General features: G+C 70.4%; 25 protein-coding genes and 1 tRNA gene. 9 read left to right on the top strand and 17 right to left on the bottom strand.

Annotated elements, in window-relative coordinates:
* Window positions 1–66: 66 nt before the first annotated feature.
* The 9 genes from M3B01_RS11795 to M3B01_RS11755 all read right to left on the bottom strand — a co-directional run bounded on the left by M3B01_RS11795 (window position 67) and on the right by M3B01_RS11755 (window position 5,641).
* Window positions 67–639 (bottom strand): hypothetical protein, encoded by a 573-nt coding sequence (locus M3B01_RS11795; protein WP_259792311.1) that lies wholly within the window; start codon window positions 637–639, stop codon window positions 67–69.
* A gap of 141 nt (window positions 640–780) precedes the next feature.
* The gene (locus M3B01_RS11790; protein WP_259792309.1) at window positions 781–1,524 is read right to left on the bottom strand and encodes a C-terminal helicase domain-containing protein; all 744 of its coding nucleotides are present in this window, start codon (window positions 1,522–1,524) and stop codon (window positions 781–783) included.
* Window positions 1,497–2,240 (bottom strand): DUF429 domain-containing protein, encoded by a 744-nt coding sequence (locus tag M3B01_RS11785; protein ID WP_259792308.1) that lies wholly within the window; start codon window positions 2,238–2,240, stop codon window positions 1,497–1,499. The genes M3B01_RS11790 and M3B01_RS11785 overlap by 28 nt, the downstream gene beginning before the upstream one ends.
* The gene (locus M3B01_RS11780; RefSeq protein WP_259792306.1) at window positions 2,237–2,794 is read right to left on the bottom strand and encodes a C69 family dipeptidase; all 558 of its coding nucleotides are present in this window, start codon (window positions 2,792–2,794) and stop codon (window positions 2,237–2,239) included. The genes M3B01_RS11785 and M3B01_RS11780 overlap by 4 nt, the downstream gene beginning before the upstream one ends.
* The gene (locus M3B01_RS11775) at window positions 2,781–3,101 is read right to left on the bottom strand and encodes a nucleotide pyrophosphohydrolase (RefSeq protein WP_259792304.1); all 321 of its coding nucleotides are present in this window, start codon (window positions 3,099–3,101) and stop codon (window positions 2,781–2,783) included. The genes M3B01_RS11780 and M3B01_RS11775 overlap by 14 nt, the downstream gene beginning before the upstream one ends.
* 76 nt (window positions 3,102–3,177) lie before the next feature.
* Complete coding sequence (locus tag M3B01_RS11770) at window positions 3,178–4,083, bottom strand: hypothetical protein (protein WP_259792302.1); 906 nt, start codon at window positions 4,081–4,083, stop codon at window positions 3,178–3,180.
* Between the two features lie 244 nt (window positions 4,084–4,327).
* The gene (locus M3B01_RS11765) at window positions 4,328–4,897 is read right to left on the bottom strand and encodes an SDR family NAD(P)-dependent oxidoreductase (RefSeq protein WP_259792300.1); all 570 of its coding nucleotides are present in this window, start codon (window positions 4,895–4,897) and stop codon (window positions 4,328–4,330) included.
* Window positions 4,898–5,009: 112 nt separating this feature from the next.
* A complete protein-coding gene (locus tag M3B01_RS11760; RefSeq protein WP_259792298.1) occupies window positions 5,010–5,255 on the bottom strand; it encodes a hypothetical protein in 246 nt (81 codons plus the stop codon).
* A gap of 176 nt (window positions 5,256–5,431) precedes the next feature.
* The gene (locus M3B01_RS11755) at window positions 5,432–5,641 is read right to left on the bottom strand and encodes an NAD(P)H-binding protein (RefSeq protein WP_259792296.1); all 210 of its coding nucleotides are present in this window, start codon (window positions 5,639–5,641) and stop codon (window positions 5,432–5,434) included.
* Between the two features lie 107 nt (window positions 5,642–5,748).
* Between M3B01_RS11755 and M3B01_RS11750 the strand changes: the two genes are divergently transcribed.
* Window positions 5,749–6,411: a CPBP family intramembrane glutamic endopeptidase gene (locus M3B01_RS11750; RefSeq protein WP_259792294.1), complete on the top strand. Its 663-nt coding sequence runs from the start codon at window positions 5,749–5,751 to the stop codon at window positions 6,409–6,411.
* 329 nt (window positions 6,412–6,740) lie between these two features.
* Here the strand turns inward: M3B01_RS11750 and M3B01_RS11740 are convergent, their stop codons facing one another.
* The 3 genes from M3B01_RS11740 to M3B01_RS11730 all read right to left on the bottom strand — a co-directional run bounded on the left by M3B01_RS11740 (window position 6,741) and on the right by M3B01_RS11730 (window position 7,507).
* A complete protein-coding gene (locus M3B01_RS11740) occupies window positions 6,741–6,905 on the bottom strand; it encodes a hypothetical protein (RefSeq protein ID WP_259792292.1) in 165 nt (54 codons plus the stop codon).
* A 22-nt stretch (window positions 6,906–6,927) separates the two neighbouring features.
* On the bottom strand, window positions 6,928–7,194 hold the full coding sequence (locus M3B01_RS11735; RefSeq protein WP_259792290.1) for a hypothetical protein: 267 nt from the start codon (window positions 7,192–7,194) through the stop codon (window positions 6,928–6,930).
* A gap of 70 nt (window positions 7,195–7,264) precedes the next feature.
* Window positions 7,265–7,507: a hypothetical protein gene (locus M3B01_RS11730; protein WP_259792288.1), complete on the bottom strand. Its 243-nt coding sequence runs from the start codon at window positions 7,505–7,507 to the stop codon at window positions 7,265–7,267.
* A 264-nt stretch (window positions 7,508–7,771) separates the two neighbouring features.
* On the opposite strand from M3B01_RS11730, the gene M3B01_RS11725 reads away from it, so the two are divergent.
* The 3 genes from M3B01_RS11725 to M3B01_RS11715 all read left to right on the top strand — a co-directional run bounded on the left by M3B01_RS11725 (window position 7,772) and on the right by M3B01_RS11715 (window position 11,876).
* Window positions 7,772–10,351: an ATP-dependent Clp protease ATP-binding subunit gene (locus M3B01_RS11725; protein WP_259792286.1), complete on the top strand. Its 2,580-nt coding sequence runs from the start codon at window positions 7,772–7,774 to the stop codon at window positions 10,349–10,351.
* A 188-nt stretch (window positions 10,352–10,539) separates the two neighbouring features.
* The gene (locus M3B01_RS11720) at window positions 10,540–11,352 is read left to right on the top strand and encodes a DedA family protein (RefSeq protein WP_259792284.1); all 813 of its coding nucleotides are present in this window, start codon (window positions 10,540–10,542) and stop codon (window positions 11,350–11,352) included.
* On the top strand, window positions 11,349–11,876 hold the full coding sequence (locus tag M3B01_RS11715) for an amino-acid N-acetyltransferase (protein ID WP_259792282.1): 528 nt from the start codon (window positions 11,349–11,351) through the stop codon (window positions 11,874–11,876). Before M3B01_RS11720 ends, M3B01_RS11715 begins: the two co-directional genes overlap by 4 nt.
* Window positions 11,877–11,944: 68 nt before the next feature.
* On the opposite strand, the gene M3B01_RS11710 is transcribed toward M3B01_RS11715, so the two are convergent.
* From M3B01_RS11710 to M3B01_RS11690, 5 genes are all read right to left on the bottom strand, one after another.
* Window positions 11,945–12,820, bottom strand: coding sequence for an A/G-specific adenine glycosylase (locus M3B01_RS11710; protein WP_259792312.1), 876 nt, complete (start codon window positions 12,818–12,820; stop codon window positions 11,945–11,947).
* Between the two features lie 241 nt (window positions 12,821–13,061).
* Complete coding sequence (gene mscL, locus M3B01_RS11705) at window positions 13,062–13,505, bottom strand: large conductance mechanosensitive channel protein MscL (protein ID WP_259792280.1); 444 nt, start codon at window positions 13,503–13,505, stop codon at window positions 13,062–13,064.
* Between the two features lie 63 nt (window positions 13,506–13,568).
* Window positions 13,569–14,201: an SAF domain-containing protein gene (locus M3B01_RS11700; protein WP_259792278.1), complete on the bottom strand. Its 633-nt coding sequence runs from the start codon at window positions 14,199–14,201 to the stop codon at window positions 13,569–13,571.
* An 86-nt stretch (window positions 14,202–14,287) separates the two neighbouring features.
* Entirely contained in the window at window positions 14,288–14,704 is a 417-nt protein-coding gene (locus M3B01_RS11695) for an FmdB family zinc ribbon protein (protein WP_259792276.1), read from the bottom strand.
* 92 nt (window positions 14,705–14,796) lie between these two features.
* Entirely contained in the window at window positions 14,797–15,462 is a 666-nt protein-coding gene (locus M3B01_RS11690; RefSeq protein WP_259792275.1) for a 5-formyltetrahydrofolate cyclo-ligase, read from the bottom strand.
* A gap of 73 nt (window positions 15,463–15,535) precedes the next feature.
* Here M3B01_RS11690 and M3B01_RS11685 point away from each other — a divergent pair, with 73 nt between their 5' ends.
* The 5 genes from M3B01_RS11685 (at window position 15,536) to M3B01_RS11665 (ending at window position 18,741) form a co-directional block, all read left to right on the top strand.
* Window positions 15,536–16,189 carry a GNAT family N-acetyltransferase gene (locus tag M3B01_RS11685; protein ID WP_259792273.1) on the top strand — a complete coding sequence of 218 codons (654 nt, stop codon included), beginning with the start codon at window positions 15,536–15,538 and terminating at the stop codon, window positions 16,187–16,189.
* 36 nt (window positions 16,190–16,225) lie between these two features.
* Window positions 16,226–17,089, top strand: a complete 864-nt coding sequence (locus M3B01_RS11680) for a hypothetical protein (RefSeq protein ID WP_259792271.1) — start codon at window positions 16,226–16,228, stop codon at window positions 17,087–17,089.
* On the top strand, window positions 17,089–17,547 hold the full coding sequence (locus M3B01_RS11675; protein ID WP_259792269.1) for a hypothetical protein: 459 nt from the start codon (window positions 17,089–17,091) through the stop codon (window positions 17,545–17,547). The genes M3B01_RS11680 and M3B01_RS11675 overlap by 1 nt, the downstream gene beginning before the upstream one ends.
* A 68-nt stretch (window positions 17,548–17,615) precedes the next feature.
* Entirely contained in the window at window positions 17,616–18,533 is a 918-nt protein-coding gene (locus tag M3B01_RS11670; RefSeq protein ID WP_259792267.1) for an inositol monophosphatase, read from the top strand.
* Window positions 18,534–18,668: 135 nt separating this feature from the next.
* Window positions 18,669–18,741: transfer RNA gene (locus tag M3B01_RS11665), tRNA-Ala, on the top strand.
* The last annotated feature ends 666 nt before the right edge of the window (window positions 18,742–19,407 follow it).

Raw genomic sequence — 19,407 nt, 5'->3', positions numbered from 1 at the left:
ATGACGTTGTCGACGCCGGTGTGGAGGCGTGAGGCCGGGGTTAGCCGTGACTGGCGCCGACTGTCCCTATTCGCAGCTCCCGCAGATACCGGTCGCGGGGAGCTGGATGAAGCAGTTCGGGCAGGTTGCGATGGCGCGTGGGGTAGTCCTGTCGCTCACACTTCCATGGGCACTGTCTCGTGGGCTCGGCGTGGGCGGGAGGGGGGACCGGTCGGCCATCCTTCGTCGTTCATGGCCCGGAGTCGTCGGATCGACGAGGGCGGCCGAGAACTCACCGGTCACTTCGTCCAGGCTGATGATCTTCATCATCAGGTGCTTCTCGGGATACCGTCCTGCGATCTTCAGAGGGGTCTCCTCGGGATCGCGTGCAGTGACCCAGATGACGTGACAAAGAGAGTCGCAGTTGTCGCGGGCGATCCGCAGATTCCGGATGCGCTCTTGGTTTCCCGGTTTCGAGGACCAGGACGCTAAGGTGGGGTCGCCGAAGAAGTTGACCGACCCGTCGGCGTCCACCTCGTGTTCCCAGATCGTGAGTGTGACCTTCTTGGAATCGGGGCTCACAGCGGACCAGGACCACCTGGGATTTACGGGAGCTGAGTCGAAGTACGCGAACGCCTTGGCGAGAGTAGTGGCCTCCATGGTGTCTGCTCCTATGCGGCGTGAACTCTGACCCTGATCAATTTACTCACGTGACGCGGACGGGGTGCGCGGTCAGGTACCGGGAGCTGCGCTCGGCGATCGAGTGCTCTGCTCGCTGCCGTCCCCCGCCCCCCGAGGGTCCTACGCGATGGAGTCTGTCGTCGCAGGGCTTTCGCCCAGCACGCGAGCCTTTTCCTCTGCCATCAGCCGCTTCTCGATGGCGATCTCCCCGGATTCGACGGCATCCCTATCGGCATCCTTCGTGGCCGACTCGCGGGCGTACTCGTCGAAGATCCTCGTCTTCTCTCCGAGCAGTTCGACGATGCGCGGATCGATCCCCTCATCGGACAGGAGCCGGTGTACCTGTACGGATCGCTTCTGTCCCATGCGGTGCGCTCGAGCGATGGCCTGCACTTCGAGCGAGGGCTTGAGCTGGGGCTCGCAGAGAACCACGACAGAGGCTGCCTGAATATTGAGGCCCTCGCCTCCGGCTTGGATCTGGGACAGGAGAACGTCGGCTTCGGGGGAGTCGGAGAACTCGTCGACGGTCTCCTGTCGCCGGGCGGCACTCACACTTCCGCTGATCGGGCCGTGCACAGGGCCTGGCAGGAGTTCCACCAGCTCGTCGATGACGGTACGGAAGAACGAGAAGACGATGACCTTGCGGCCATTGGCCGTCGCATCGTCGACGATCTCCAGCAGCCGCTCCACCTTGTTCGATTTCCGTCCTGCTTCCATCACTGCTCGGCGCATGCCCATGAAGTGCCCGTCGGCAACGCGCGAGGTGTAGGCGCGACGATCTGCGTCCGTGGGCGGGCGACAAAGCCCAGTCGTCTGCCATCGGCGGCGCAGAATTCTCAATCCAGCGCGGGCAACCAGATCCATCCCTCGTCCGTCGCGGCTGCGGTGAGCTCGGCAGGCGGGGAGACCGCCCGGCCGTGCAACACCTCGCGCGCGACGACCGCGGCGATCACCGCGTCCAGCGCATCGTCGCTTGTTGCGCACAGGCCCTGGTGCCCTGCCCAATCGAGCCACGGCCAGCGTGCGTCGAGCGCTTCGACGAGCTCGCCGCGCTCCTGTGTTCCCTTGGCCTTCTTGTAGCGCACGGCCCCTAAACCCCATGCGGCCAGAGCGGCGCCCGGGTAGACCTCGCAGGCGACGCCGGTGCCGTCGAGCGGGGTGGGGACACCCTGCTCCCGCAGTCGCGCCGCGATAGCCGCCCAGCGGATGGCCGGGTAGGCGATCTTGTCCGCCGCGACGCTGAGCGGCGTCTTGCCGACGAGGCGGCGCACCTCGAGATCCGTCCTCCGGTAGAGCACGTCGCGGCGCCAGTCCGGTCCGGTGTCCTCCGGGACGGCAAGGTCACCGGAGTGATGTCCGCCGACGAGGTCGACGAACTGCCGGGGCCAGCCGAAGGGGACGTCGATGCCGGCTTTCGCCGCGGAGAGGACGGCGGCGAGCACGTCGTCGTCGTTCGCCCCCACGCGGACGCTCTCGATCCGGACTCGGTCGCCCTCCTCGCGGAGGGTGGCGAGGCCGGTCCGGCGCGGGTCCGCCGCGAGGTCGACGCCGACGAACAGGCGCGTCGCCACCGTGCTCACCCGTCCAACCGCGAGAACCGGTTCGTCATGTGGTTGCTCGTGGTGCGGATCCACTCGGCGACGGCGGTGTTCGCCTCGACGAGCAGGCTGGGCACGGCGTCCTCGTCTGCTCCCTCGCAGGCCGCGGTCGCGGCGTGCACGGCCGCGTGGCCGAGGGCGAGGGTGCGCTGCTGGCAGCGCTCGATCGCAGGGATGACCTCGGCGAAGTGTGCGTCGGCCAGGGCGGCGATCATGCGCGAGGTCCAGTAGAAGCTGTCCGTGCTCACGCTCGCCTCCGTCGTCGTGAGGTACGCGGGCACCTCCTCGACGTTCGTTAACATCGGGATCAGCGTGGTGAACGGGAGCGAGGTATAGGGGGGCGACTGCTGCTTCTGCGTCGACTTGAGGTGCTGCGCCATGCGGCGGTCGGCGCTGCCGGTCTCGCCGACGTAGATGTCGTGGCCGTCCTCGATGAGGTAGACGACGGGCCAGTTGGAGAAGCGGGGGAGGCGCTCCCGGGTCTCGCGCACCGACTCCGCGGTGAAGCGGAGCTCCTCGATCTCACAGCCGGTCATACTTTGTGCTCCGCCCCTTCGCCTTCTCGACGGGGTACTTCTCCCGCGTGCGCTCGAGCTTGTCCAGCACGATCTGCTCGGGGTCTAGGCCGAGGTGGTCCGCGAGCGTGAGCGCATAGGTGAGGACGTCGGCCAGCTCGCCGGTCACGTCCTCGAGATCCGCCTCCGGGCTCCACTGGAAGCACTCGAGCAGCTCCGCGGCCTCGATCGAGATGGACTTGGCGAGATTCTCCGGCGAGTGGAACTGCTGCCACTCGCGCTCGGCGGCGAACTCGCGGAGGGTGCCCATGACGGATTCGCTGGTCATGGGCTCACGCTAGCAATCTGGGCGAAGGAGCGGGGGTGCTAGCCATCCCGAGTTCCGTGCGAATGAAGCACCCCGGTCAGGAGGTCTCCTCGCTCCCGGAGACCCAGTCGGCGAGCTGACGCAAGAGCCTGTCGCCTTCCGTCGAGCCGCGCTGCGCATCGAGGTCGACGATCTCTGTCTCGAGGAGGTCGAGCAGCTGGTCGACCGTCGGCGCCTCGAACGGATCGCCCCAGGCATTCGCGTCCCGACGCGTGCTCGCGAAGATCAGGAACTCCAGGTCATCGCGGTCGAGCTCGACGCCACCACGAACGGCGAGCAGCTCCTTCCGCCAGGTGTCCAGCGACGACAGGTATGTGCGATAGCTGCGCGGGTCCCACGACGACGTCACGAGGGAGATGTCTGGTTCTCCTGCGAACCAGCGGCGGATCACCCCGTCCATCACCGGCGTCGTTTCGGCGACGTCCGAGGCCGCGGTGAGGAAGTACAGGAACTTGGTGCCGAAGGCTGGGCCGAGGTACTTGAGGTAGTTACGGCCCTGCCCGGCGATGTGCTCGAACGACTTCACCCCACCGGCGGACTCGCCCTGCGCGTAGCCAGCAACGTCGACGAGGTGCTGTACGGCTTCAGTGTCCGTCGTCAGGACGCGCGCGGTGCGGTACGGACCGTACCCCGTCGTGCCATACCCCCAGATCATGGCCGCGACGAACGCCGTGACCACAGCCTTCGGGTCGTAGCTGCCACCGTCGGGCCGGAGAATCGCCGGGGAATGGAGGCCCCTGACGATCTCTCGATCGATGCGGTCCCGCGTTCCGTTCCCCGCCTGCTCACATGCGTCGGCGATCGCGTCGAGGTCCACGAGGTCCATCTCCCCGAGGCGCTTCCTCCAGCTCTCGGGCCTCCAGACGAAGCGCTCCTGAGGGCGGCGCTCCGCCCGGATCCAGCGGTCGTAGACATCGAGGAGTGTTGATGGAATGGTCGCCATGTCCTGATCGTAAGGACGCACCCGTGGCCGCGAGCAGATTTGCACAAGAACCCTCCTCGCCCGCCGGCCCCTCATCCGTCACACCCCCTCCGCAGACTCAAGCCATCGATCCGTCGACCGCTGGGATCCGTACACGAAAGGTTGCGCCGCGAGAACGGCGCAGATGATGACGTGGCTCTGCCTCCCTACGGTCCCGTCGGCGGCTCGCCGACGCCGCTCGTCGCGGACTCGCCACTCGGCGCACCTATGTCGGCGCCGCCGCCGCGGAGGTCGGCATCCTCACCTCGACGGTCGTGACCCTGGCCCTCGTGTGCCTCGCCGTCCTGCCCGAGGCGCCTCGGGAGGCGGAGCCGACCGTCGCCGCCGAGTAGATCGAGGAGCCCGACGAGTCCACCGCGGAGTCCGTCGCCGCGGAGGAGACGACCACTCCGCGAGCGGAGGAGACCACGAGTGCGGAACCGCGCGGCAGGCCCAGCCGGGCGTGGAAGTCGGTGTGCGTGTAGCCGGGGCACACCGCGGTCACGTTGACGCCGCGGGACAGGTAGGCACCATTCGCCCAGCGGGAGAACTGCACCTGCCAGTTCTTCACCGCGCCGTAGGTGGAGCGGGGCATCACCGCGGAGGCGGAGGCGATGTTCAGGATCGTGGCGGAGCGGCGCTCGAGCATACCCGGCAGCGCCGCGTGCATCAGCCGCATCGGCACCTGGACATCCGGCGCGCCGGCGTGCTCGAGCTGCGGGGCCAGGTCGGAGCCGCTCGCGATCGCGGGCGACCAGCACCAGGCGGTCCCCGTGACGGGCGAGGTGGCGGGCATATTCGGCGCCGAGCCCGGAGCTGGCACCCGTGATCAGCGAGGTCCTTGTCATGCACCGGAGAGTAACCGCCGAGGCGTCCGGCCAGGGGCGGGCAGCGCGATCAGCCCTCGCTCATTCCTCGTCGTCTTCTTCCTCGTCGTGCTCCACGTTCCACCCGGCACCGCAGTCCTCGCACGTCCGGTCGCTGAAGACCAGGAGGCACCCCTGCCACTGGACCCACGGAGGGTCCTCCTCGTCGAGGTGTGGGTCCGGACCGCCGAGCGGATGGTGGGTCACCTGGCCCGACCCGCACACGGGGCAGGTGCCGCGCGACTGGTCGTACGGCTCCGGCGGCTCGTCGCCGAGGATCATGATCATGGGGTGAGAGTAGGGCGGGCGTCCGACAGATCATCGTCCCCCGCCGGACCGGTGCACTTCCCGATGACCACCGGGAACACGGCGTGCCACACCGCGGCCGCATGATTCCGGGCGGCGGCGCGATCTACCTCCCGGAAGTCGTCTCCTTCCATGCCGTGGACCAGGGAGACCACTGTCTACAGCGACGGGTCCGCGGCGATCGCGGCACGCACGGAGTCGTCCTCGGTCGCATCCAGCTCGACCCCTCTGACGGCGTCCCCCCACCAGAAGGCATCGAGCTTGTGGAGATCCCGGGCCCTGGCGGCCACCTGGTGTCTGTCCTCCAGCAGTGCGGGGATCAGCCGGCTCCCCACATACCCCCCGGCCCCGATGATGAGAACGCGCATGCTCCACCTCCGTGCCGTGCTCCCGAGCTGCACGTGCATACGAGCCAGCGCCTTCGAGCAAGGCCCGCCTCGGTCCGGCGCGGCGAGCGGCCTCGTACGCTAGGCGCATGAGCCCTGATCGTCCCGCCTCCCGTCCCGGCGCGTGGTGGGTGGCCGGCCTCGCCGTCGTGGTGGCTGCGCCGCTCCTGGCCGCGTCGCTGCGCGCTGAGGGTGAGGGGCCGGGGACCGTCGCCGGTTGGGCACTGGGAATCGTCCTGACCTGGACCGTCGGCGGACTGCTGATCATGCGCCTGGCACCTTCGGATCTCGCCCGCCGGGCCCCGGGGCGCGCACCGAAGGTCGCGGTGGCCGCCGCGGGCGTCGGTCTGGCCGCGGCCTCGTTGGCGGGCGGTCTAGTCCTGGCCGCTGTCCCGGCCACTGCCCCGTGGGTGGCGGGTCCCGTCGCCGCAGCGGCCGACGGACGGTGGGGTGTGCTCGCGGTTGCGCTGGTGGCGGGCGCCGCTGAAGAGGTGTTCTTCCGCGGCGCGCTGCCTCGGCTGCTCACTGGGCCGGCCCGCTGGGTGGTCCCCACCGCGGTGTATGGCCTCGTCACGCTGTGCACCGGCAGCCCTGCTCTAGCGGTGATGGCCCTCCTGCTGGGACCGGTGGCGATGTGGGCCCGCGAGACCTCCGGCTCACTTAGCGGGGCGCTCTTCGTCCATGCCCTCTGGACGCTCACCATGGTGGGGCTGTTCCCCGCCGTCCTCGTCCGTGTCGGTATCGCGGGCTGAGGTGTCCAGCCGCTCGAGTCGAGCGAGTCGATCCGCGGCCTGACGGCGGCGCTCGTCCTCGGGGCGCTCCCACCATGCGGGGCCGCGCTCTCCGAGGCCTTCCTTCGCGAGCTGGACACGGTCTCGAGCTGATCGGACGCTCGCCTGGTCGTCGTCGCGGCCGGCGCGCCCGACCTGGGAGCGGGCTCTGCCCAGATGGCTCTTCAGCGCACGGACCACGTCGGCGCCCAGCGCCGGGTCCGTGCGTCGCCATCTCCGTCCCCGGATGATCAGGTAACGGTCGTCGTCGTCCGTATCATCCACGTCGGTCCTCGCCTCGTCGCTGCGGTTCATCCCACCCACTCCAGGAACTCCTCTGCCGTGATCACCGGGTTCTCCCGCCTCGCCGCGTTCTTCGCCTTGGTCGACTGCGAGCCGGCCTCGGCGACGACCAGCACATCCGTCCGGGTCTTGGTGAGGGTCGGGACGGCCCGGAGCCCGCGCGCCTCGGCCATGGCGTGCAGCTACTCCTTCCAGTCAGCCGTGCCGGGGTGAGTGGACGGTGCCGGAGAAGCACACCTGCGCCCCCGGCACGAGCACGTCGGCCGCCCTGATCGGGCCTGTCGCCTCGAAGCCCTCGGGCAGCACCCGCACCCCGAAATGCTCCTCGACCCCGCGCAGGCGCTCGAGGATCTCCTGATCGGGGGAGAGGACCCGCTGCCAGGTCCCCTCGAGCAGGTGGGCGAGCTGACGGTCGATGTCCACGCCGACGGGCACCCGCCTGGCCAGCAGCGCCGACAGCACCGACAGGTACGCCTCGCCGAGCGCCTCGGTCCCGGACGTCCCGCTCGCGGCGGCCCGGTGCTGCGGGGGATCAGACGGTGGGAGGGGTGTCCCGACGCTCGGAGACCGAGTGGCCGGGAGCACTCTGGGTGTTCACGACGGTCCTGCGGGACCGCAGCATCAGCAGCAGGCCCACCACGAACAGGACGGCCCCGCCCACCATCAGGATGGTGCCCAGCGTGGTCGACTCGAGACCGGGCAGGTCGACCTCGAGAGCGAATCGGACGATCGCTCCCAGGATGAAGAGGATGATTCCGCCGACGATGGCGCCCATGGGGGTGCTCCTTGGAAGATCGGCGCGGCGAGGTGGCGCCGCGGGCACCCGGGGGCCGCGTGCCGTGAGCGCCTCGGGGGACCTTGGCCACGGTGATGGGGGCCACTCTAGAGCAGTCATGGCCTGCCGACGTGCACCGACCGAGGGGTCCGTCGTCGCGTCATGCCGCATCGGGGCCCGTCACGCCCGCGGCGAACAGGCCGGTGGTTCGTCGGTGGGGACGCGTAGTCTCGATCCATCACCACCACCGGACGGGGGAGGACCATGTTCGAACGCTTCACCGATCGCGCCCGCCGCGTCGTCGTCCTGGCACAGGACGAAGCCCGCTTGCTCAACCACAACTACATCGGCACCGAGCACATCCTGCTGGGCCTGATCCACGAGGCCGAGGGCGTCGGGGCGAAGGCTCTGGAGGCACTCGGCGTCACCCTGGATGCCGCGCGCGAACAGGTGCGCGACATCATCGGCGAGGGCAATCAGACGCCCAGCGGGCACATCCCGTTCACGCCGCGCGCCAAGAAGGTGCTCGAGCTGAGTCTGCGCGAGGCGCTGCAGCTGGGGCACAACTACATCGGCACCGAGCACATCCTGCTGGGCCTGCTGCGCGAGGGTGAGGGCACGGCCGTCAAGGTGCTGTCCCGCCTGAACGCCGAGCCTGCCGCGGTGCGCCAGGAGGTCATCGAGCGCCTCTCCGGCTACCAGGGCAAGGAGCCCGCCACCGCCGGCGGCCCCGCCGAGGGCCAGCCCGCCGGTTCGCTGGTGCTGGACCAGTTCGGCCGCAACCTCACCCAGGCTGCGCGCGAGGGCAAGCTGGATCCGGTGATCGGCCGCGAGCACGAGGCCGAGCGCGTGATGCAGGTGCTCTCCCGCCGCACCAAGAACAACCCGGTGCTGATCGGCGAGCCCGGCGTGGGCAAGAGCGCCGTGGTCGAGGGCCTGGCCCAGTCGATCGTGGCCGGGGACGTCCCGGAGACCCTCAAGGACAAACAGCTGTACACCCTGGACCTCGGGTCCCTGGTGGCCGGCTCCCGCTACCGCGGTGACTTCGAGGAGCGCCTGAAGAAGGTGCTCAAGGAGATCCGCACCCGCGGCGACATCATCCTGTTCATCGACGAGATCCACACCCTGGTCGGTGCCGGCGCCGCCGAGGGCGCGATCGACGCCGCCTCGATCCTCAAGCCCATGCTGGCCCGCGGTGAGCTGCAGACCATCGGCGCCACCACGCTGGAGGAGTACCGCAAGCACATCGAGAAGGACGCCGCCCTGGAGCGCCGCTTCCAGCCGATCCAGGTGGACGAGCCCTCCGTGGCCCTGGCCATCGAGATCCTCAAGGGACTGCGGGACCGCTACGAGGCGCACCACAAGGTGACCATCACCGACGGTGCCCTGGTCTCCGCGGCGAACCTGGCCGATCGCTACGTCAACGATCGCTTCCTGCCGGACAAGGCGATCGACCTGATCGACGAGGCCGGCGCCCGTCTGCGCATCCGTCGACTCACCGCGCCGCCTGAGCTCAAGGAGTTCGACGCCCGCATCGAGGAGGTCCGCAAGAAGAAGGAGGAGGCGATCGACGGTCAGGACTTCGAGCTCGCCGCCTCCCTGCGGGACCAGGAGCAGCAGCTGAAGACCGAGCGCGACGAGAAGGAGAAGGCCTGGCGCCACGGGGAGTCCGATGCGGTCACCACCGTGAGCGAGGAGACCATCGCCGAGGTGCTCGCCGCCTCCACCGGCATCCCGATCGTGAAGCTCACCGAGGAGGAGTCCTCGCGTCTGCTCCACATGGAGGACGAGCTGCACAAGCGGGTCATCGGCCAGAACGAGGCCATCAAGGCCATCTCCCAGGCCATCCGCCGCACCCGTGCGGGTCTGAAGGACCCCAAGCGCCCCGGCGGGTCGTTCATCTTCGCCGGCCCCACCGGCGTGGGCAAGACCGAGCTGGCCAAGGCCCTGGCCGAGTTCCTGTTCGGTGACGAGGACTCCCTGATCCAGCTGGACATGTCCGAGTTCGGCGAGAAGCACACCGCTTCGCGCCTGTTCGGCTCGCCCCCCGGCTACGTGGGCTACGACGAGGGCGGCCAGCTCACCGAGAAGGTGCGGCGCAAGCCGTTCAGCGTGGTGCTGTTCGACGAGGTGGAGAAGGCCCACGTGGACATCTTCAACTCGCTGCTGCAGATCCTCGAGGACGGCCGCCTCACCGACTCGCAGGGCCGGGTGGTGGACTTCAAGAACACCATCATCATCATGACCACCAACCTGGGCACCCGGGACATCGCCAAGGGCGTGTCCATGGGCTTCCAGGCCGGCGGGGACCTCTCCACCGACTACGAGCGGATGAAGAACAAGGTGCACGAGGAGCTCAAGCAGCACTTCAAGCCCGAGTTCCTCAACCGTGTGGACGATGTGGTGGTCTTCCCGCAGCTCTCGCAGGAGGAGATCGTCCAGATCGTGGATCTGATGATCGCCAGGCTCGAGTCGCGCCTGGCGGAGAAGGACATGACCCTCGAGCTCACCGACGGCGCCAAGCAGCTGTTGGCGGAGAAGGGCTACGACCCCGTGCTCGGTGCCCGGCCGCTGCGCCGCACCATCCAGCGCGACATCGAGGACGCCCTGTCCGAGCGGATCCTGTTCGGTCAGGTCCACGCCGGGGACGCGATCATCGTGGACTCCGAGGGCGAGGGCCTGCTGGGCGAGCTGCGCTTCTCCCGCCGCGGGGGCGACGGCGAGGTCACCCCCATCTCCGACGAGGTGGACGTCGAGTCGATCACGCAGGCCCGTGCCGAGGAGATCACCCACCCGGATGCGGACGCCGAGTCCGACGACACCGCGGAGGCACACACCTCCTGACGGCACAGGGCCGGTCCCGCCCAGCGGCGGGGCCGGCCCTGCCCGCACCACCCTGGGAGTGCTCCCGGGATGGGGCGGTACATTGCGCGAGCACGGGCGCGGGCGCCGACCGCAACCGCGGGCGCCGGCCGGAGCGCAGGCACCGGAGGATCGCGCCGCGGCCGATGCGCTAGGGAAAGGGGCCGCCTGTGGGCGAGTTCATCGATCAGCTCATGTCCTGGACCGGCGCGGTCGAGGAGTGGGTGCTGGGGATCGCCGACGCCTGGTGGGTGCACCTGGTGGTGTTCGGCTTCGCCGCCACTGACGGCTTCTTCCCCAGCGTGCCCGGCGAGTCGACGATCGTGACCCTGTCCTCCCTGTGGTCCACCTCCGGGCAGCCCTCCATCATCCTGGTGGGCCTGGCCGCCTGGATCGGCGCCTGGACCGGGGACAACATCGGCTACTGGATCGGCAAGAAGGTGGGCTGGGAGCGGTTCCGCTTCCTGCGCGAGGGCAAGGGCCGGCGGGCGGTGGAGGCTGCCGACCGCGGCCTCCAGCGCCGGGCGCTGCTGTTCCTGATGACCGCCCGGTACATCCCCTTCGGCCGCACGGCGGTGAACCTCGTGGCCGGGGCAGTGCACTACCCGCACACGCAGTTCTGGCCCCGCTCGCTGCTGTCCACCTTCGTCTGGGCCGTGTACTCCTGCAGCATCGGTGCCGTGGCCGGAGCCTGGTTCGAGGACCACCACCTGCTCGCCGTCAGCGTGGCCCTGGTGGCCGCCGTGGTGCTGGCCCTGATCGCCGAGCGCATCATCACCGCGATCCACAAGGCCCTGGATCGCCGTGCGGCCCGTGGGGGCGAGGTGGTGCCCGACCGCGTCGACGCCGATGACGCCACCGACGCCGAGTTCGGCACCTTCAACGCCCCGGCCGATCTTCGCGGTGAGGGTCCGCAGGGCTCCCACCGGGTGCAGGCAACCGCCGGCTGCGGCAGCAGCGAAGGGGAGACGGGCTCGCGATGAGCGTCACCATTCGAGCTGCACGCCCGGCTGACGTGCGCGCCATCAACGGGCTCGTGGAACCGCTGACCCACCGCAACATCCTGCTGGCCAAGGACCTGGTCTCCTACTACGAAGCCGTTCAGGAGTTCCTGGTCGCCGAGGACGGGAACGGCCGGCTGGTGGGATGCGGGGCACTGCACGTGATGTGGGAGGACCTCGCCGAGGTCCGCACCCTCGCGGTGGCGGAGTCCCACCGGGGCTCCGGTGTGGGCCACCGGATGCTGCTGGCTCTGCTGGCCCGGGCCATGCAGCTGGGCCTGCAGCGCGTGTTCTGCCTGACCTTCGAGGTGGATTTCTTCCGCAGGCACGGCTTCCGGGAGATGGACGAGCAGGTGGATCCGGAGGTCTACAACCAGCTGCTGCGCTCCGCCGACGAGGGCGTCGCGGAGTTCCTGGACCTGGCCCGGGTCAAGCCCAACACCCTGGGCAACACCCGCATGATCATCGACCTCGAGCACGCGGTCATCGAGGACCGCGCACGCTGATGCCCGAAGGGCCTGCCGCACCCGGGGCCGCATCCCACGCAGCTCCCAAGCCGCCCGCGGCGGCGGATTCAGGGCAGGCGCAGCCCTGCGCCGTCCGGGACGGCCAGCCCATCGGCCACCAGTGAGGCCCTGCAGCGCCGCACGCGCTGCTCGTCCCCCGGATCCAGTGCCAGCAGTGCCTGCTCGGTGGCCCGGTCGTGGGTGCGCAGCAGGGCCATGATCTGCCCGCGCAGCTGACGATCCGTGCCGGCGAAGGCCTGCACGCGGCGGGACCCCTCAGCGGCCGGTGGCCTGCCGGCGCTGTACCAGGCGCAGGCGGGGCCCGCCAACGGGCACTGCTCGCAGCGCGGTGCGCCGGCGGTGCACACCAGTGCCCCCAGCTCCATCACCGCCTGGTTCCAGGCCACCGAGCGCTCCGGCTCCTCGGGCAGCACCTGCGTGGCGGTGCGGCGCTCGGCGACGGTCAGGGACCGTGGCGGCAGGGCGGTCCCCGCCATGGTGCGGGCCAGCACCCGGCGCACATTGGTGTCCAGCACCACCGCCCGGTCGTGGTGGGCGAAGGCGGTGACGGCAGCAGCGGTGTACTCGCCGATGCCGGGAAGAGCCCTCAGCGCTTCCTCGCCGCGCGGCACCACCCCATCGTGCTCGTCCACGATGGCCCGGGCGCACTGCTGCAGGCGCAGAGCACGGCGCGGGTAGCCCAGGCGGTCCCAGGCGCGCAGCACCTCGGCGGTGGGAGCGGATGCGAGATCGGCCGGAGTGGGCCAGCGGTCCATCCAGTCCAGCCACCGCGGGAGCACCCGGACCACGGGGGTCTGCTGCAGCATCACCTCGGAGACCAGGATCGACCAGGCGGAGGCGCCGGGGCTCCTCCAGGGCAGGTCCCGGCCTGCGTCGGCGAACCAGGCAATCACCGCGGTCACGGCGTGCGCATCGAGAGGCACGGTGGCCGCGGACGCCGCCCGTGCAGGCGAGGGGGCGTCGGGGCGGGACGGTGCCCCGGTGGGATGAGACTGTGCGGAGGCCACGCCGGGACGCTATCGCATCCAGAATGCTCCCGGCCCAGGCGCGAGGCGGCAACGGGACCGCAGGCGACAGGGGTGCGGGATACGACAGCGGGGCGAGACCGCAATGGTCCCGCCCCGCTGGGGTCGGTTGCGGCCGGAGGCCGCGACGCAGGTCAGATCAGAGCTGCGGGGGAAGGGTGTTGCCCTGGGTGGGGGCGGCACCGCCGCGCTGAGCGGCGAGGAGGTCGCGGATCTCGCCCAGCAGGACGACGTCCTCGGGGGCCCCGCCCTCGTCCTCCTCGGGCAGGCCACGGCGCTTGCGGTCGAAGGCACGAGCCTTGGTGACCGGCAGCACGAAGACGAAGTACACGACGGCCGCGGTGATCAGGAAGGCGATGATCGCGGACAGCAGCGCGCCGAGGTCGAGACGGGTGGCCTCGTTGGCCTGGATGATCTTGAACGAGAGGCCGTCGACGTTGGTGCCGCCGAACACATTGATCGCGGGCTGGATCAGGTTGTCGACGAAGGCGCTGATGAGGGCGGTGAAGGCACTGCCGATGACCACGCCGACGGCGAGGTCCAGGACGTTGCCCTGCATGATGAAGTCCTTGAAGCCCTTCATGGCTTCTCCTATCTGGGTAGGGATGGGTCTGCGAAGGCGCACCCCGGCGCCCGAACGGGAACCCTAGCCGAGTATCGACAAAATGGACCATCCCTCCCGTGTGGCGTGCGCTACGTCCGCGGCATCGCCGCGGGCCACGGTGACCAGCACCACCACATCAGCCCCGGCATCCGTCAGGCCCGCCACCCCGGCTCCGGTGGCCGGGGTCACCTCGACCACGGTGGCCCGGGTCCGGCCGGGCTGTGTGGGATCCGGTGTGGAGTGGTGGATCTCCAGCTCGGTCCCCGGCCGCAGTCGATCGGCGAGCTGGACAGGTGCGGAGACCGCCAGCAGTGCACGCCCCTCGGGTATCTCCGCAGAGTCCTTCCCCGTCAAGGTGCCGGGGAGGATCGGCGTCCCCGCGGTCAGGGGGAGTGCGGTGGTGCTGCCCAGCAGCGACTCCGCGGTGGTCGCGATGCCCTCAGGGGCCAGTTCCGCGGCCACCTGCTTCTCCTGCAGGTGCTCCGGCGCGAGAGTCGTCCCCGCGGGCAGGTCGGCGGCCGCCACCACCACCGTGGTGCCCCTCGTGGATGTGGGCAGTGCCGAGGGCAGCACCGCGGCTGCGAGCACCGCGATCAGCAGCACGATCAGCGTTCGCCGGCGGCGACGCAGGGCACGCCGGTAGAGGGGGAGCTGCGAGCGGATCCTGGAGAGCATGGTCCGCACGCTACGGACCGGGCCCTGCCACCGGGCCGGAACCGCGGCGTCGGTGGACGAAGGAGCGGTGGGGAGGAACCTCGCCGTCAGGCCGAGGCGGCGCTCTTCTCACCGGTGGAACGGCTGGAGGTCGAACCGGAGCCCGAGGTCGAGGAGGCCGAGCCGGACCCCGCCGAGCCGGACCCCGCAGAGCCGGACCCCGCCGAGCTGGAGGAGTCGCTGCCGGCTCCGGGAGCGGCGGAGGAAGCGGATGCGCTCTCGGAACTGCCAGAGGAGGTCGTGGAGCTCTCCGCGCCGTGGGAGCGGGTGCCGCCCTTGGTGGAGGACTGGGAGTCGGTGGAGTAGAAGCCGGGGCCCTTGAACACGATGCCCACGCTGTCGAACACCTTACGCAGCGTGTCCTGCGTGCACTCAGGGCAGGTCACCAGGGAGTCCTCGGAGAAGCTCTGGTACTGCTCGAAGCGGTGGTCGCAGTTCTTGCATGCATAGACGTAGGTGGGCACGAGCAGTCCTTCACGATGTCCCGGGTGCGGGGCCCCGTAGGGGCAGGGAGTAGAGGTGGATGTGGCGCCGCTGCGCGGCGACCGAGGCGATTCTACGGCCGCTGGGCCCGGGGCAGTGCCAGGTGGTCGGAGATCACGTGCAGGCCCTCCGCCGTGAGCACCGCGTCGATCGGCACGTCGTGGGCCTCGCGCGGCAGGATCCCCGGCTCGAGCAGCTCGGCAGGATGGATCACCGCCACCACCGGCGTGGAGGCAGGGCGGTGCGGCAGGGCTCGGTCGTAGTAGCCGGCGCCATGGCCCATCCGGGTGCCCTCCCGGTCCACGGCGACGGCCGGGGCCAGCACCAGCGCCGCCTCTGACAGTGCTCGCGGTCCCAGTCGCTGGCCGTCGGGCTCGCGCCCGAAGCCCTTGCCGGGGGAGGGTACGAACGCGGAGTGCCCGTCCCAGGTGATCCACTCCAGTTCGTGGCCGGCGGCGGCGGGGAACACCAGCTGCGCACCGAGTTCGGCCAGTTCCGCAGCCAGCGGCATCACATCGGCCTCGGTGGGCGTGGGATGGTAGGCGGCCACCCGGGCGGTTCCGTGCTCGGCCAGGGCGGCCTCGACCAGGGCGCGCACGGCAGCGGCATGGTGGAGGAGCGCCCTTCCCTCCGCCTCGCGCCGGCGGGTGCCCTCCGGGCCGCCGTAGGCGCGCGTGCGCTGCTCGCGCAGACGCCGGCGGAGTGCTCGCTTCTGCTCGGTGATGTGCGCCCCGTCCATGCGCACAGCGTCCCACACCGATCGGGCCCGGGCCCCGGGATCGTCGGCTCGCCTCCGGGCCTACGATGACCCGATGGTGCACACGTGGCCACTCACGCTGCGCGACCGCGAGCTGGTGCTGCGGCCGCTGCAGCGCCGTGACCGCGCCGCCTATGACGCTCTGCGTCGCCGCAATGCGGCCTGGCTGCGCCCTTGGGACGCGACCGACCCCGAGCACGGCCGGGTGCAGCCGCCGTTCGCCACCCTGCGCCGCTGGGGCGAGAGTCAGGCCAGGGCCGGCACCATGCTGCCGCTGGGCATCGTGGTCGACGGCAGGCTGCGCGGGCAGATCACGGCTGCCCCCATCCTCTACGGCCCGCAGCGCTGCGCCACCCTGGGGTACTGGATCGACCGCGAGAGCGCCGGTCGTGGGATCGTGCCGCGCGCGGCCGCACTGGTGATCGACCACCTGTTCGCCGAGATGGGCATCCACCGGGTGGAGGTCACGGTGCGGCCCGAGAACACCGCCAGCCTGCGGGTGGTGGAGAAGCTGCACCTGCGGGGGGAGGGCCTGCGGCGCTCGGCGATCCACGTGGACGGGGCCTTGCGCGATCACCTGGTGTTCGCGATCACCGCTGAGGAGATCCGCCCCGCTCACGCGGGCCGAACCGATCGCAGCGATCATGCCGGCCGCGGGGTCCTTGACCGATTGTTGACGGAATACCCTCCCGACACGCGCCCCACCTGACCTGCTGAATCACACGGGTGTCATTACCCTGGGGGAGTGGAATCGATCAATCTCGGGGCCGTCCTGTTCGCCCTGCTGCTGGTGCTGTGGGTGGCCTACGCCATCCCCCAGCTCGCGGAGCGCCGCGACGTGATGGGCCGCGCTCGCGCCGCTGAACGCACCGAGGTGTCCGCCACCGCGAGGGATCTCTCCGCCGCGATCCGATCCCGCCGCCCTTCCCGAGAGGTGAGTGCCCCCATGGCCGAGGACCGTCTGCTCCTGCGCCCCGCCGACCCCACCCGTCGTCCCCGCTTCGACGCCACCCCCGGTGAGCGCATCGACCACCTCGAGGAGCGCGCCCGCCACCGCCGTCTGCTGGCTGGCGTGCTGGTGTCACTGCTGCTGGCCACGGCCGCGGTGGGGGTTCTCGCCTTCACGCAGATGCTGCCCGTGTGGTCCCCGGCCGTTCCGGCCGCGGTGCTCGCCGTGTACCTGGTGGGCCTGCGCCGTGCGGAGCTCGAACGTCGCACCCGCTCCCAGCGGGCCGCTGCGCTCGCCAAGCAGGAGGCCCGCGCCCGCGAGGAGGCCCTTCGCGTCCGGGACGAGGCACCCGTGGTGGCTTCCCGGCCCGCTGCGCGCCTGCCCGAGCGCGACACCCTCGAGGGGACCACCGAGCGGGCCGCCCGGCACGTGGCCGCGCCGGGGGAGTGGACCCCGCGCCCGGTGCCCCGCCCCACCTACACGATGCGCGGCGAGGTGGATGACCTCGCCACCCGCCACGCCGCCCACCGCGAGTACGTGCGCGCCACCACCGTGCCCCTGGAACGGGGCGACGTGGAGCTGCTGGAGGCCACCGACGAGCAGGCCGCCCCCGCCGTGGACCTGCACCTGGACGAGGTGCTCGCACGCCGGAGGGCCTGATGAGCGCGGTCCGGTGCATCGAGGAAGCCCTGGCCCGGGCGGGCATCGATCAGCGGCCAGTCGCGATGCTGGACCTGGATGCCTTCGGCGCCAATGCGGAGGACCTTGCCACCCGCGCCGGTGCCTCGCGCGAGCAGGGACTGCCCATCCGGGTGGCCTCCACGTCGCTGCGGATGCGGGGCCTGCTGGAACGGGTGCTGGAGCGGCCCGGGTTCGCCGGCGTGCTGGCCTACACGCTGCGTGAGGCGATGTGGCTGTCCTCCTGCGGCATCGAGGACCTGGTGGTCGCCTACCCCACGGCAGACCGCGAGGCCATCGCGTCCCTCGCGCGGGACGACCGCGCCGCCCGCTCCCACATCACGCTGATGGTCGACGAAACCGCCCAGCTGGACCTGATCCTGGACGCGACCCGTGGGCTCATCGGCCCCGGCCGGCCGGTCCGGACGGCCTGCTGCTGAGCCCGTACCTGTGCCACCTGCTGGGCGTTCCTGCACCGTAGAGGCGATCCGGCCTAGGCTGGGAGGCGATGAACACCACTGCGCCCTCCGCCCCCGCCACCTCGAGCGTCCCCACCCCCTCCCAGCTGCTGGACATCGCCGTGGGTGCCGCGGCGCTGGCAGCCGACCACATCCGGGGCCTGGACCGCGACTCCTTGGCCCGCGAGTACAAGACCTCCAGCAAGGACATCGTCACCGAGCACGATCGTGCCTGCGAGGAGATGATCGTCGCCGAGCTGCGCCGTCGCCTGCCCGGCTGCCGCATCGTGGGCGAAGAGGGCGGGGAGCGACCTGCCGAGGGCGCCGCAGCCGGTGCGGGACCGGGCATCGACACCGCCGCCGATGGTCCGGTGGTCTCCTTCTTCGTGGACCCCATCGACGGCACCAGCAACTTCGCGGCCGGCCTGCCCTTGTTCTGCGTGTCCATCGGCGTGGCCGTGGATGACGCACTGGTGGCCGGGGTGATCGACGCCCCGGTGCTGGGCACCGTGTTCACCGCGGCGGACGGCCCCGCCATGATCAACGGCGCCCCGATCACGCCGCGCCCCACCCGTGAGGCGAAGGACGCCATGGTGCTCTCCGGGTTCCTGGGCCCGCGAGTGACCGCCCAGCACCCTGAGTTCGCTGCCCGCGCCGGCCTCGAGGTCAACGCCGAGTACTCCGCGGTGCGCAGCCTGGGCACCGCCGCGCTCGAACTGGCCTACGTGGCGGCAGGGTGGGCCGATGCCACCGCCTTCGCCACCCTGAACTCCTGGGACGTGGCCGCGGGCTTCCACATCGTGCGCCAGGCCGGCGGCAGCGTGCGCACCTGGCCGGGCGTGGTCGCCGATGCTGATGCGCCCGCCCACCTGCAGCCCGCGTGCGTGGCCTGCGCGGGCCCTGGACGTCTCGAGCTGCTGGACCGCCTCCAGGACGAGCTGCAGCGGGAGCGCGAGCGCAGCGCCTGATGGTGGCCTGCCAGCCCGCCGTGAGCGCTGGACGGAGAGGGCACACCGCCTCCATGTGATGCTTGCCAAACCCGGCCCGGGGCGGCCGGAGCCGGTGGCCTGCGGTGCTACCCTGGTGGGGTTGCCGTAAGGCACGGGGCTATAGCTCAGTTGGTAGAGCGTTTCGTTCGCAATGAAAAGGTCAGGGGTTCGATTCCCCTTAGCTCCACAAAACTGCAGGTCAGAGGCCGTTTCCATGCGATGGAGGCGGCCTCCTCTGCGTCCGGCAACAATGGTCGTTGGCGACACGGGGTGGTAGTAAAACTGTCAGTACGGGTAGTGATTGGTGTTGGGTTACGTGCGCCTCGTGCGCCTCATCGACCCGCGGAAAGACACGCGAGCCCCCATATCGATCGGACCAGGTGCGCCCGGTGCACCCCGGTAGGAGACCATCGCCGGCACGGGTGTTTGAGGCGCTCCGTGCCGTCCTCGGTCGCGCACGGTCGGATTAGCCGATGATGCATGGGAGAGGTCATGGACTACGGGCGGCGCGGGGACGTGGATGCCCCCTCGAGCTGACCACGTAGGCCGAGCGAACCCAATACAAGCGCGAGCGGATCCGTGCTGCGGTCCGGTGCGAGGTCCCTCCCCTGAGCTGGGAGCAGTATGCCGCCGGAGAGCTGTGTCCCGGCTGCGGACGGCCGTACCGCGACGATGAGCTCTAGCACTCGAGGCGGACGACGCACGTCACCAATGAAGAGCACGCTCACTACGACGACGAGCAAGCGTGCTACAAGCGGGGCCACCCCAGTGCGGCTCTCTTCGACACTCGGGACTGATGCACGTTTAGGTGACAGTCTGACCTGATCTATGGCTCGGTTTCCGGTTGACGTCG

This window comes from Brachybacterium sp. p3-SID957, from assembly GCF_025144775.1.
Classification (GTDB): Bacteria; Actinomycetota; Actinomycetes; order Actinomycetales; family Dermabacteraceae; genus Brachybacterium; species Brachybacterium epidermidis.
Note: the sequence above shows the minus strand (reverse complement) of the source record. Positions and strands in the feature narration are given on the sequence as shown.